We start from the raw sequence: 12,517 nt of genomic DNA on the forward strand, positions 1-12,517 counted from the left end.
CCGCCTACCTCTCCATGGGCCGTATCATATGGGGGCCTCCTCCCGGGACCGCTCCCTCCTCCGGGTCAACTCCTCGTAAAGCGGGTTGGGATACAGGGAATGGAACTCGTAGTAACCGCGTACCACGTCCAGCTTCAACTGCTCCCCCGGCACCTCGGCCAGTTGCAGCATCTTGGCGTCCCTCCAGTACTTCTCCAGGTGGTAATCGGTGACGTACCCGTAGGAGCCCATGAGCTCCATGGCCCGGTTGGTCACCTCCACGGCCGCGCGGCAGCAGTGCGCGCGGGCCAGCGAGGCGCGGGAAAGCACGGAGGCGCCGGCGCGAGTCGTGACATCGGGCAGGGAATCGAGGAGCAGGGCGGCGCCGGCGTAGGTGTCCCTTCCCGACTGGATGCCCACGGCCATGTCCGCCAGCATGACCGCGCACACGGTGTGCTGCCGGATAGGCTTCCCCGCGGCCACCCGGTCGGAGGTGAAGGCCAGAACCTCCTCGAAGGCCCCCTGGGCGACGCCCACGGCCACGGCGGCGGCCAGAAGGCGCAGGAAGGCCAGCCCCTCCCGCAGCAGGAGTGCATCCTCCCCGGGACCCGCCGCCCGCCAGGAACGAGGCGCTCTCACGCCGTTCAGGTACAGGTCCCCGAAGGGAACGGAGAGCAGGCCGGTAGTCTCCCTTCTCCTCAACTCCAGCCCCTCGGCCGGGGCCTCGCAATATACGAGGGCCGGTTGCCCACCCTCCCTTCCGTTCCCCGGGACGGCGGCCACGCAGTACATTCCCGCCCGGCCGGCATTGGCGCACCAAGCCTTTATGCCCGTGAGGAGGAGCCACTCCCCGCTCTCCACCACCCGCGTCTTCCACCCCAATTCTTCCAGGTCCGGGTCGAGGGCATCTCCCAGGGCGGGGTCCTCGAATACCGCCGGGCAGGCGGTGAATTCATCCTCCCCGTTGAGGACTCGGGGCGCGAAACGGCCGAGCACCTCCCCGTTCCCGGCCAGCGTCGCCGGCCGCAGGGCCAGGGCGGAAGCCGCCGTGCTCACCGCCAGGGAGGCGTCTCCGCGCCCCAGTTCCTCCACGGCCAGGCACCAGGAGAGAAAGGAGACCAGGCCCTCCCCTCCGTATTCCTCGGGGATGATCGCCCCCGGAAGGCCCAGCTTCCGGAGCTTCCCCGCCAGGATCCGGAACAGGGAGTCCTCCCCCGAACGAGCCTCCCGGTCCAGTTCCCTCCGTACCGGGATTACCTCCCGGTCCACGAAATCACGCAGGGATCCAGCCAGCATGCGGTCCGCGGCCTTCAGGATCCCGGGCGGAAAACGCCTCTCGCGGTCCTCGATACAGATCTCATTCAATCCCCCTCACCTCCCCGCAAGCCTCGCAAACCCGTGCTCATGCCGACTCCCGCGCCCATCGCTCCCCAAGATCCGTAACAGGTAACCAGCTTCCGGCCTCCGCTTCCCGCCTCACCGGCGGCACGGGAAGTGATATGGCAATTATTGCCATAGAGGCAGCGTCAGGCTTTCCGGTCCTTCTCCCGCAGGTGGTCGTACATCTCGTTCTCGTAGAACTGGTCATAAGGGTAGTAGCCCCGGGCCACGTCCAGCTTGCCCAGTTGCACTCCGCCCTCCCAGAGCTGGATGATCTTGTTGTCCCGCCAGTATTTCTCCACGTGGTAGGAGGGATCCCCTCCATAGAAACCCATGAGCTCCATGGCCCGGTTGGTCACTTCCACGGCCATGTCGCAGCAGAACACCTTGGCGACCGTAGAGCGGGAGAGCATATACCGGGAGGTGCGCGGCCCGTAGATCTCCGGGTGGTCGAACATGTAGGCGGCGTTGACGTAGGCGTCCCTGCCCACCTGGATGCCGATGGCCATGTCCGCCAGGATATTGGCGGCCTCCGTGTGCTGGCGTATGGGCCTCCCGGCCACCTTGTGGTCACGGGTGAAGGCCAGAACCTCCTCGAAGGCCCCCTGGGCGATGCCCACCGCCCAGGCGGCGCTGAAGAGCCGGGCAAAGATGAGGTTGTCGTGGAGGAGCACGGCGTCCTCACCGGGTCCCGCCGCCCGGTAAGCCCTGGGAACCCGCACGTTGTCGAAGTAGAAGTCTCCCTCCCGGCTGGCACGGAATCCCGCCTTGTCCTCGAAACGCCCGAAGGAGAAACCCTCGATGGGCACGGGGACGTAGATGAGGGCGATGCCCTCGTCTCCCAGGGAAGGGTCGGTGTTGCAGACCACGCAGTAGACGTCGGCGATGCCCGAGTTGGTGGGCCATACCTTGGAGCCGTTTATCACCCACTCGTCGCCGTCCAGCACCGCCCGGGTATGGATTCCCCGCCCCCGCATGTCCACGTTCTCGATGTTGCATCCCCCGGAGGGCTCGGTCATGGCAAAGCAGGCCACGTAGGGTTCCCCGCTGGTGAAGCGGGGCCCGAAATCCTCCAGGAGGGTGCGGTTGCCGGCGATGACCGCCGGCCGGAAGGCCCAGGCGCCGCCCCCTAAGGCGGCCACGCAGGCCGGCTCCCCCCTGCCAAACTCCTCCAATATCACGCAGTAGGTGAGGGCCGAGGTGAGGTTCCATCCCCCGTATTCCGGGGGGAGGAAAGCGCCCTGGAAACCCAGCCCCACCAGCTTGCGCTGAACCTCCTCCACCAGCGAGAAATCACCCCGGGTGCTCTCCTCCATCTCCCTCCGGATGGGTCTTATCTCCCGCTCGATGAAATCGCGCACCAGTCCCGCCAGGAAGCGATCCCCCGGCCCCACCAGCTCGTACATGAAGCGGTGTTCCGGATTCTCGATGCACACGGGCTCCATCCTTCACCCTCCTGCCTTCCGGCACCGGCCTCAGGTCGAGGTCCCGGTCCCGTTCTCCGGCGACAAGATATAGGAGACCGTTGAGGGTCCATCCTCCGTCCAGTCGATGCGGGCCCTTCTTCCCTCGACGGCCTCATAAAAAGCCCCCAGCCTTCCGGCCATGAGCCGTTCCTCGTAGGGATTGTCCACCCACACCCGCAGGACCCCTCCGGCGGTGTATTCCACCTCGCTGGCCAGCCCGTAGCCGTATACCGGGAGCTGGGAGAGCATCTCCTGGAGAAGCCGGCCCCTCTCTTCCCCGGCCAGGCCAACCAGGCCCAGGTCCTGCAGCATGCGGAGGGTCCTGTCCCTCTCGGCGTCCACGATGATGGGCACCACCTCCTCTCCCAGCTCGCGCACCAGCTCCCGGATGACCAGGCGCACGGAGTGGGCCTCCCAGTTGATCATGCGGATGTTCCGCCTCCGATCCACGATCAGTCCTTCGTCCTCTATCCACTCCAGGTATCTGAACTGCAGGGGAACGCCGCAGCGGGGACACAGGTGGTGCCGGAAATCTCCCTCCTTGAGAAGAGGGTAATCCACCCGCAGGCGGTCGGAGATCTCCGGCCTGGAATCGGCGGCCTCCACCCGGAGGATATAACCTTCTTCCTCTTTCTTCCAGAACGCCCGGAAGGGACGCCTTTCCAGGGCTTCGAAGGCTCCCACCACCACCGCGGCCATGAGGTCCAGGTCCCAGGGATTGCGGATCAGGGCCTCCCCGAAACGCCCGGGCTTATACCGGAGGGTGCGGGAATGTGCGGTCCCGGTGAGGGCCGCCAGCTGGTGGAAGAAGCGCACCGCGCCCCGCTTCAGGGGCAGGATGCGCAGGAAAACCATGCGCGTCGGGTTGCTCAGCAGCCCCTCCACCACCTCCCGGACGGAGTTGCGCTCCGCCTCGTAGAAGATGCGGTTAACCGGGAAGCCGAGGCCCTCGGATATGCGCCGCCTTATCTCGGGTAGGAGGTCCGCCTCGTAAAAGATCTGGCGGTAACGTTGGTTGCCCAGGTTGACCACCGCGCCGTTGGGCATCCAGGCGTTCACGCGCCCGATGATGCGGGGTACCCCGCAGACGGAACAGCGCTTGAACCTCAACCTTTCTCCCCGCCCGCTGGGGTGGTGATCACTCTGTACCCCCACTCCCCAACGACATGACACGACCGCCGGACGTTAATCCCTTGAGTATCCCTTGAAATTATAGATACCCACGCCCAGGGAGCCTTTAAACGGCCCTTCATACCCACCTGGGGTCTTTACCCTTTCCCGTTCGACGTTCGGGCAAGCCCAGGTGAGCCGGCCTCGCGCATTCATGTATGCCCCGGTAGGTTAGCGAAAAAAGATGGTGCCCGGGGCGGGAGTCGAACCCGCACGGGATTCCCCGAGGGATTTTAAGTCCCTTGTGTCTACCGGTTCCACCACCCGGGCGCCACACTAATTTTAATCCCCTGGAACTCGGTCGCAAAATCGACCCCGGCACCCAGTGGTTGGGAACGCCACCCGTGGCAGGCTCATGGAAACCTGAAGGGGCATGGTTATTCTCCCCTGCTTCCGGTACGGAGGGCCTCCCGCGTAGAAGAGGATGGCTTCGGGTCACGCTCCGGCCAGGGACCTCACCACCTCCACCAGCTCGGAGGGCTGGAAGGGCTTGGTCATGTAGAGGTCGGCGCCGAGGGCCATGGCCATCTCCCGGTCCTCCCTGAGGCTGCGCACGGTGAGGACGAGCACGGGAATATCCCTGGTCTCCTCATCCTCTTTGAGCATCTTTAGGATCTGGAAACCGTCCACTTCGGGCATCATAATGTCCAGGATGATGACATCCGGACGGCGCCGGGCCACCGTCTCCCGGGTATCCTTCCTCTCCTCGAGGCCCATGATCTGGAATCCCTCGTGCTCGAGGATGGTCTGGAGCAGCTTGTGGATGGCCGGCTCGTCGTCTATCACCAGGACCTTCTTGCCAAGCATTATCCTCCCCTGCGGTTAAACGGACCGTGGATTATTCCCTTCAGCCCGCGGTTCATTTTACAACCTCCTCCTTCGTTCCGCCACCCGCGAATCGACTCATAATATACCGAAACGGAGGATTCGTAGCCTCGAGAAACCCGTACGAAAGCATCCCCCATTACCACTCGGGAATGTCGAATCGATTCACAATCAATGCACTCCGGACGGATTCGCTGCCTCGAAACAAATCCTGCCTCCGGGCGGGTAACATCGGCCCGGACGGAAGGTCAGCCCGGCCTTCTCCAGCCGTTTCAAGCCGTATTTCCCCGTTCCGCCAACGGCAAGGTTGGAACACCTACTCCCGCCCTCCCGCAGGCGGGAGGTCCATCCCCGCGGCGGCGCGGAGGACCAGCCCGTCCAGGATGTCCTTCTCGCTCACCAGAAGGCGGTCCAGGGCGAACCCGGCCATCACCGCGTTGAGCACCGCGCTCCCTCCCACGATGACGTCCGCCCTGTCCGGCTCCAGGCGCATGTAGCGCTTCCTCTCTTCGAGGGACAAAGAGGCCAGGCGCCGGTATTCCTCCTCCACCTCGGACCGGGTAAGCCAGGTGTGATGGATGGCCTCCCCGTCGTACTCGGAAAGCCCCAGTCTTATGCCGGCCACGGTGGTGATGGTTCCCGCCAGCCCCACCGCCAGCCCGGGCCGGGGACGACCCATCTCTTTCGCCAGCGCGGCCAGCTCCTTGCCCAGGTGGTTGTCCATCCTTGCGAGCTCGGCGGGAGCGGGCGGATCGGAGGAGAGAAACCTCTCCGCCATGCGCACGCATCCCACGTTGAGGCTCCGGGCCGCGAGGACCCGCCTCCCCCTCCCCAGGATGATCTCCGTGGAGCCCCCTCCGATGTCCACCACCAGGATGAGGCCGAAGGACTCCGGGGGCTCCCCCAGGTCGTGGGTGGCCCCCAGGAAGGAGAGGAGGGCCTCCTCCTCCCCGCTCAGGACGCGAGGCCGAATGCCCAGGACCTCCGCCGTCCGCTCCAGGAAGGAGGCCGCGTTGGAGGCGTCCCGCACCGCGCTGGTGGCCGCCGCCTCCACCGTCCGTACCCCTTCCGCGTCCAGCAACGCGCGGTACTCCATGAGCACGCGCAGGGTCCGTTCCTCGGCCTCCGGGTCCAGTCGTCCCTTTCTGTCCACCCCCTGCCCCAGGCGGGTTATGGTCATGCGGCGGTGCAGGGTGTGGAGAAGCGGACCGCCTTCTCCCTCCTCCACCTGGGCCACCAGCAGGCGCACCGAGTTGGTGCCGATGTCCACCGAGGCCGCCCTCATCTTCCCCTCCCCAGAAAGGGCTCACAATCCCCGGGGCATTCCCGTTCCTGCGGGTTCCCCATCTTCTCGTACACCGCCTCGCCTACCGGGTTCTCACCTCCCGCCAGGTAGTGGGCGAGATGGGCGTGCAGGCACTTCAACCCTCCGGCCACCGTCCCGCCTATTCCCGCACGGGAGACGAAAAGCTTCCGAACCTTATCGCCGCAGCCCAGGCGTTCCGCCCATTCCTCCCGCAGACTCCGGTATTCCTCCTCCGCCCCGCGCAGGGCGGAGGCGAAATCCTCGTCATCAGCCAGGCGTTGTCGCAATATCTCCCGGAGGTCACCGTCCTCCAGCCGCGATACCTCCCGTTGCAGGAGGGGGCAGGTGAGCCAGAAAAGGGTGGGAAAGGGGGTGCCGTCGTCCAGCAGGGGCGAGGTGGCGATGACCTGCACCTTCCCGTGCAGGCACCGCGAAGCTGCCCGCACCTCGCCCCGCAGCCTGCGCCCGAGCTGCCGCTCCACCAGGCGGCGGTCCTCCTCGCTCAAGGCACCGCGGTCCAGAAAATCCTCCGGTTTCACTTATCCTTGCGCGCAGCCATGAAGATCTTGAAGTCCGCCACCGCCAGCTCCTCGTCCCTCTGGTTCTTCACCGCCTGGCGGAAGGTGACCACTCCGCCCGCTTCCCCCTTGTCCCTCTTCTCCGTTACCTCTGCCTCCACATGGATGGTGTCCCCGATCTTGGTGGGAGCCACGAAGCGCACCCGGTCCATGCCGTAGAAGGCTACGATGGCCCAATCCGTGAGGGGCATAAGTCCGCTTGCCGCGGAGAGCACCAGCATGCCGTGGGCGATCCTCTCCCCGAAGGGGCTCTTGGCCGCGTATTCCCGGTCCACGTGCAGGGGGTACCAATCTCCGCTGAAGGCCGCGAACATGACGATGTCCGCCTCGGTTATGGTCCGTCCCCTGCTGACGAACTTCTCTCCTACCTGGAAATCCTGGTAATAGCGCATGCCTCCACTCCTTTCGCTCCGCTCCCGTGCCGCATACCTCCAGCCAGAGTATAGCGTAGAAGCGCCGATATGCGGACCTGCGGGAATGAGCTGCCCAAAGCGGCTCGCTTGATAAGCGTGGGTTGACCGCAATCCCACGGCGAGTTATCTTATGCTTAACGCAAATGTTAAGTAGCGGTTAATAGTCGGCGTAGAAAGGAGAGGGAGATGACGGTAGGGCTCTTTTTCACCGAGGAACACGAGATGCTGCGCAAGAGCATCCGGGAGTTCGCCGAGAAGGAACTGGCCCCCCACGCCGAGGAGTGGGAGGAGCAGGGTAGCTTTCCGGACTGGGTGTTCACCCGCATGGGCGAGCTCGGCTACCTGGGGCTCCACTACCCGGAGGAATACGGCGGGGGCGGAGGCGACTACTTCTGCAACATCGTCCTGGCCGAGGAGCTGGCCCGCTCGGGCAGCGGCAGCGTGAACATGGCCGTGGCCGTGCAGGTGGGCATGGCCACCCCGCCCATCCTGGCCTTCGGCACCGAGGAGCAGAAGCAGAAGTACCTGGTGCCGGCCATCAAGGGGGAGAAGATCGCCTGCCTGGGCATCACCGAGCCCAACGCCGGCTCCGACGTGGCCAGCATCCAGACCTACGCCGAGAAGGTCCCCGGGGGCTGGAAGGTCAACGGGAACAAGATCTTCATCACCAACGGCGCCCGCGCCCACTTCATGACCCTCCTGGCCCGCACGGAGAAGACCAAGGGCTATAAGGGCATGAGCGTCTTCCTGGTGGACACGGACACCCCCGGTTTCGTGGTCAACCGCAAGCTGGACAAGGTGGGCATGCGGGCCTCGGACACGGCGGAGATCTTCTTCGAGGACATGTTCATCCCCGAGGACGCCCTGCTGGGCGAGGAGGGACGCGGGTTCTACAACATCATGTGGGAGCTCCAGGGCGAGCGCCTCATCGGCGCGGCGGCGGCCATCGGCGGCGCGCGCCTTACCCTGGAGGGCATCATCGAGTACACCAAGGAGAGGGTGCAGTTCGGGAAGCCCATCTGCAAGAACCAAGCCATCGCCCACCGCATCGCCGACCTGGCCACCAAGATCGAGGCCGCCCAGTCCCTGGTGTATATCTGCGCCTGGAAGTACGACCACGGGGAGTACCCGGTAAAGGAGATCTCCATGGCCAAGCTGATGGCCGCCCAGGTGGCCTTCGAGGTGGCCGACGAGGCTCTGCAGTTCATGGGCGGCTACGGGTACATGATGGAATACCCCGTGCAGCGGGCCTGGAGGGACGCCCGCCTGGGGCGCATCGGTGGGGGCACTGACGAGATCATGCGGGAAATCATCGCCACCACCCTGGGCCTTTACGCCTGAGGCGTCGGCTTCGCTGCCTGAACCTGGAATCCGGAAACCCTCGGAAAAGAATCGAACCCGTCGTTCCCGGGGGTTCCGTTTTTACCTTGAGACCATCCAGGAGCCGGGAAAAAAGCCAACCCTTCCCGATCGCCTCAGCCGGAGTTCTTGCCAGGGGCGGAAACGTCCGGTGGGCATCACCGCCGTCCTTCGCGGTATCGGACACATCTCAACCGGGCGGCTTCGGGCATCATTGCCCGATCCCATAAAGGGAAAAGGGCGCGGAGTCCCGCGCCCTGACCGTACTTCCCACAGATCGCGTGAGGGGCCCCGAGGCACATCCCGCCTAACGTCGCCCGGCCTACACGCCGGGCCGAAAGGGGCTGCGAACCCCGACGGGTAGGCGCGTCCCCTGAGCGGGTCTACCGTCTTCCCCTCAGGGAAGCCAAACCACGGCCTCGCCGCCCTTCAGGACGTCGCTTCCGTCCTCCTTCTCCGCCCACACGTCGAGGACTACCAGGTTGCCCTCCAGCTTCTCCCGGACCCGTCCCTTGAAGACGACCTTGTCCCCCGGGATGACCATGCCCCGGAACTGGCAGGAGAGCTTCTTGAGGTAGCCCGGGTCCCCTATCCAGTCCATGACCGTCTTTCCCAGCAGGGCCATATTGAAGAGGCCGTGGGCGATGACGTCGGGCAGCATGGCCACTTCCTTGGCGAAGTAGGGGTTGACGTGGATGGGGTTGAAGTCGCCGCTGGCCCCGGCGTAAACGATGGCGTCCATGCGGTCGAACTGGTGGGAAAAACTGGGAATCTCCTGTCCCACCTGCACGTCGTCGTACCTGAGGTTGCAGAGTTCGATCATTGCGCCCCACCTCCCCGGATGATGAAGGTGGCCCGGGCCCGGCACACCAACTCCCCGTCCTGGTTTCTGGCCTCCCCCTCGTAGACGATGAAGTCCAGGTTGCCCTTCTCGTAGATGTCCGCCACCTTTCCCGTCTCCGTGATCACGTCGTTGGGCTTGACCACCGTGAACCACTCGAACTCCTGGGCCCCATGCACCAGCATGGCCAGGTTGAGTTTTATCTCCTGGTCCAGGAGCATCATCCCCGCGCCGCGCAGGGCGTACACGGCGGCGAAGTTGGGCATGGCTATGATGTCCCCGTACTTGGTTTGCTTGGCGAACTCCTCGTCATGGAAGATGGGCCGGTGGTCCTTGACGGCGGCGGCGTACTCGCGCATTTTCTCCCGGCCGATCTCGTACTTGATGGGGCCGTAGGTCTTGCCTATCCACTTGTGGTCGATCATAGGCCTACCTCCTTTTATTCTCTCCCTCCCGAAACCACGCCCCGGCAGGCTCTCCCGCCTTCACAGCCGGCAGAGCAAGAAGATTTTAACATACCCCGGTAAGGTGTATAGGCATGAACGAGGGCGGAACGGAAAACGTCAGCACCCGCACATTTCATGGTCACGAAAGGGGAGGGTCGACAAGGCATGAGGGGCCGGCTTTACGGGTTATATGCCCTCCGCAGTCACCTGCTCCGGAAAGAAGAGGGCATCGCGGCCGTTATGGGTGGCCGCTACCATCCCCTTCCAGGACAAGGCCCCGCACCGTGGGATCCGGTGTGGGGCCTCCATCCTCGATCCTGAACCCTGTTGCCCGCGGTAATACGGGCGTTTTCCCTTCCATGCCCTCGAGCCGCCGGAGACGGCCTTTCCGGAACGATATCTCCGCTCTTACCCGCGCCTCCGGCTCCGGCACCCGGGCGGACATCGGCTCAAGCCGTGCAATCCCGGTCCCGCGCGTGCAGGCGGTCCCGCCTCATGTCGCAATCGCCACTCTGGCCGCTTTCCGTTCCGGACGAGCCAAACGGGGTGAAAGCGGCCCCGTTACCGGAGACTCCCGCATTCTCGGGGGCGCCGTTGCCATACATCGGGCACTCCTCGGCGCGATGTGGACACTCCTCGGGGCAGGCGCCGTCCTCCGCCCGCTCGTGCAGGCGTTCCGTCGACCGCTCGCACTGGCCGGCACACTCGCCGCTCATCTCCTCGAGGCAATTCTCGGCCCGGATTCGGCTCTCCTCGCCCTCGTTCCGGGTGGCCTGCTCTCCAGCTTCACCCGTCCGGACCCTGGAGAGCACTCCGGCTTTGGTCATTCCCTCGGGGCATCCGGATCTCCTCTCGCCTCCGGCGGAGGTAGCTGCCACGGCAACCCCGGCGGCCACCATGACCGCCAGCGCCAACACGGCGGTGATGACAAGGGCCTTTCCTTTCATACTCTCACCTCCTTTCATGCCTCAACCCCTAATACGTCCGCGGGTGCGGAGATATACGCGACCTGCTACACCGGAGGCGGCCTTCGGATTCTCCCGATCCGGGGAAATTTCCATCTCTTATCGGAAGCAGCGACGGAGACGAGGTTTTTATAGGCTTTCGAGAGGCGGGACATTATTCCATCGGCAACCGCCGCCCGGGGACCCCTCCTGGCGGGGACCACCGGTTGAGTATTTCGTAACGTATATAATTCGCGGTATAAGCGTAAACACTATGGGGAAGGAAAAGCGCTTGGAATCCCTGGAGGAGCTGGCCCAGAGGACGGCGGAAGGGGACCTGGAGTCCTTCGCGGAGATCTACCGGGTCCTGCTGGACCCCCTGTATGGGTATTTCTTCTGGAACCTATCCTCGCGGGAGGAGGCCGAGGACCTCACCGAGGAGGTCTTCCTGAGGTGCCTGGTGCACATAGGGGAATATAATCCCCGGAAGGCACCCTTCAGGGCCTGGGTTTTCCGCATAGCCCGCAACATGCTGGTGGACCACCTGAGGAAATCCGCCAGGCGGGAGAGGAAGGCCGCGACGGCGCACGAGGCTCCGGGAGAACCCCCGGTGGGGGAAACCCTCGAGGAGGAGGAAAGGCGGCGCGCGGTACGGGAAGCCTTGGAGGAGCTGCCTCCCACCCAGAGGCAGGTGGTGATCATGAAGTATTTTTCGGGGATGAACAACACCGAGGTCGCCTCGGCCCTGGGGAAAAGCGAGGGGGCGGTCAATGCCCTCCAGCACCGCGCCCTGCGCAAGCTGGGTGGTATCCTGGAGCGGTGGGGGTGGGCGGGATGAGGAGCATGCCGGAAAGGGAACTTGCGACGGGAAACGCCTGCCACGACGCGGTCCTGGGAAAACATGAGGGACGGTGCACTTGCGGGTTAGGGCACCCTTCCGCCCGCGGCGCCCATAACCCGACACGTCTCCGGGCGGAGGTATGAAGCCATGTTCGAAAGGGCGAGGAAAAAGGCGAGGATGGCCGAGGAATTCCTGCGCGGGACACCGTCTCCTCACGCTCCCAGCACCCTGCGAGACTTCGGGCTGCAGAGGATCATGGCCCGCGCCTCCAGGGCGCGCGATGAAGCGACAGGCAAGAGGTATCTGCGCCACCCGGCCCGCTTGCGGCGCGCCGTGGCCGTTCCGCTCTTGACCCTCCTCCTGATGGCCGGAGCCACCTCCGGCCTCTATGCCGCCTCCTCGGGCGCCCTCCCCGGGTCTCCCCTTTACGGGAGCAAGATATTCTTCGAGAGGGCCCGGCTGGCCCTCACCCCCTCGCCCTCTTCGGACGCCGGCCTGGAAATGGAATTCTGCGAGCGCCGGATGCGGGAGCTCCAAGGGATGCTGCAGGACGGGGGCTCCCACGACTGGGAACGCTGGCTGAGGGAGTACCGCCGTAACCTCTCCCGGGTGGAGCTGCTCCTGGAATCATTGCCCGATACGGAATCCCGGTCCCTGTCGCTGAGTTTCGAGAGCATGCTGAGCGAACATGTGGGGTTCCTGGAGCTGATGTCCACCGAGGCCCCGGAGGAGAGCCGTCCCTTCCTGGAGGTAGCACACAAGGAATGTCACGGAAGCATGATGCGCATGCGCCGGCGCTGCGGCATGGAGGGAGGAGACGCCCATCCCCAGGAGCAGCAGAGGCCCGGAAACGGAGGAGATGACTCTCCCGACTTGCGCCAAGAAGGCCAAGGCGATCCCCAGGAGCAGCAAAGGCCCGGATGCGGAAGAGCGTATGACTCCGGGCACGGGAAAGGCGCCCCGTGAGAG

The 12,517-nt window shown here is 64.8% G+C and carries 13 protein-coding genes and 1 tRNA gene; 3 read left to right on the forward strand and 11 right to left on the reverse strand.

Going from position 1 to position 12,517, the window contains the following annotated elements; all coding sequences use genetic code 11:
* Window positions 1–24 precede the first annotated feature (24 nt).
* The 8 genes from QME84_02080 to QME84_02115 all read right to left on the reverse strand — a co-directional run bounded on the left by QME84_02080 (window position 25) and on the right by QME84_02115 (window position 7,096).
* Window positions 25–1,344: an acyl-CoA dehydrogenase family protein gene (locus QME84_02080; protein ID MDI6873064.1), complete on the reverse strand. Its 1,320-nt coding sequence runs from the start codon at window positions 1,342–1,344 to the stop codon at window positions 25–27.
* 161 nt (window positions 1,345–1,505) lie between these two features.
* The gene (locus tag QME84_02085; protein ID MDI6873065.1) at window positions 1,506–2,804 is read right to left on the reverse strand and encodes an acyl-CoA dehydrogenase family protein; all 1,299 of its coding nucleotides are present in this window, start codon (window positions 2,802–2,804) and stop codon (window positions 1,506–1,508) included.
* 30 nt (window positions 2,805–2,834) lie between these two features.
* Complete coding sequence (locus QME84_02090) at window positions 2,835–3,935, reverse strand: hypothetical protein (GenBank protein MDI6873066.1); 1,101 nt, start codon at window positions 3,933–3,935, stop codon at window positions 2,835–2,837.
* A gap of 245 nt (window positions 3,936–4,180) precedes the next feature.
* A tRNA-Leu gene (locus QME84_02095) sits at window positions 4,181–4,265 on the reverse strand.
* 165 nt (window positions 4,266–4,430) lie between these two features.
* The gene (locus tag QME84_02100) at window positions 4,431–4,802 is read right to left on the reverse strand and encodes a response regulator (protein MDI6873067.1); all 372 of its coding nucleotides are present in this window, start codon (window positions 4,800–4,802) and stop codon (window positions 4,431–4,433) included.
* Between the two features lie 334 nt (window positions 4,803–5,136).
* Window positions 5,137–6,105 (reverse strand): Ppx/GppA phosphatase family protein, encoded by a 969-nt coding sequence (locus QME84_02105; protein MDI6873068.1) that lies wholly within the window; start codon window positions 6,103–6,105, stop codon window positions 5,137–5,139.
* Window positions 6,102–6,665 carry a DUF501 domain-containing protein gene (locus QME84_02110; GenBank protein ID MDI6873069.1) on the reverse strand — a complete coding sequence of 188 codons (564 nt, stop codon included), beginning with the start codon at window positions 6,663–6,665 and terminating at the stop codon, window positions 6,102–6,104. The genes QME84_02105 and QME84_02110 overlap by 4 nt, the downstream gene beginning before the upstream one ends.
* Complete coding sequence (locus QME84_02115) at window positions 6,662–7,096, reverse strand: MaoC/PaaZ C-terminal domain-containing protein (GenBank protein MDI6873070.1); 435 nt, start codon at window positions 7,094–7,096, stop codon at window positions 6,662–6,664. The genes QME84_02110 and QME84_02115 overlap by 4 nt, the downstream gene beginning before the upstream one ends.
* A gap of 207 nt (window positions 7,097–7,303) precedes the next feature.
* Here QME84_02115 and QME84_02120 point away from each other — a divergent pair, with 207 nt between their 5' ends.
* The gene (locus QME84_02120; protein ID MDI6873071.1) at window positions 7,304–8,458 is read left to right on the forward strand and encodes an acyl-CoA dehydrogenase family protein; all 1,155 of its coding nucleotides are present in this window, start codon (window positions 7,304–7,306) and stop codon (window positions 8,456–8,458) included.
* A gap of 415 nt (window positions 8,459–8,873) precedes the next feature.
* Here the strand turns inward: QME84_02120 and QME84_02125 are convergent, their stop codons facing one another.
* From QME84_02125 to QME84_02135, 3 genes are all read right to left on the reverse strand, one after another.
* Entirely contained in the window at window positions 8,874–9,299 is a 426-nt protein-coding gene (locus tag QME84_02125; protein MDI6873072.1) for a MaoC/PaaZ C-terminal domain-containing protein, read from the reverse strand.
* A complete protein-coding gene (locus QME84_02130; GenBank protein MDI6873073.1) occupies window positions 9,296–9,742 on the reverse strand; it encodes a MaoC family dehydratase N-terminal domain-containing protein in 447 nt (148 codons plus the stop codon). The genes QME84_02125 and QME84_02130 overlap by 4 nt, the downstream gene beginning before the upstream one ends.
* Window positions 9,743–10,212: 470 nt before the next feature.
* The gene (locus tag QME84_02135) at window positions 10,213–10,710 is read right to left on the reverse strand and encodes a hypothetical protein (GenBank protein MDI6873074.1); all 498 of its coding nucleotides are present in this window, start codon (window positions 10,708–10,710) and stop codon (window positions 10,213–10,215) included.
* Between the two features lie 289 nt (window positions 10,711–10,999).
* Between QME84_02135 and QME84_02140 the strand changes: the two genes are divergently transcribed.
* Window positions 11,000–11,545 carry an RNA polymerase sigma factor gene (locus QME84_02140; GenBank protein ID MDI6873075.1) on the forward strand — a complete coding sequence of 182 codons (546 nt, stop codon included), beginning with the start codon at window positions 11,000–11,002 and terminating at the stop codon, window positions 11,543–11,545.
* Window positions 11,546–11,695: 150 nt separating this feature from the next.
* Window positions 11,696–12,514, forward strand: coding sequence for a DUF5667 domain-containing protein (locus tag QME84_02145; GenBank protein ID MDI6873076.1), 819 nt, complete (start codon window positions 11,696–11,698; stop codon window positions 12,512–12,514).
* Window positions 12,515–12,517: the final 3 nt, after the last annotated feature.

This window comes from Actinomycetota bacterium (assembly GCA_030019255.1).
Lineage (GTDB): Bacteria > Actinomycetota > Geothermincolia > Geothermincolales > RBG-13-55-18 > Solincola_A.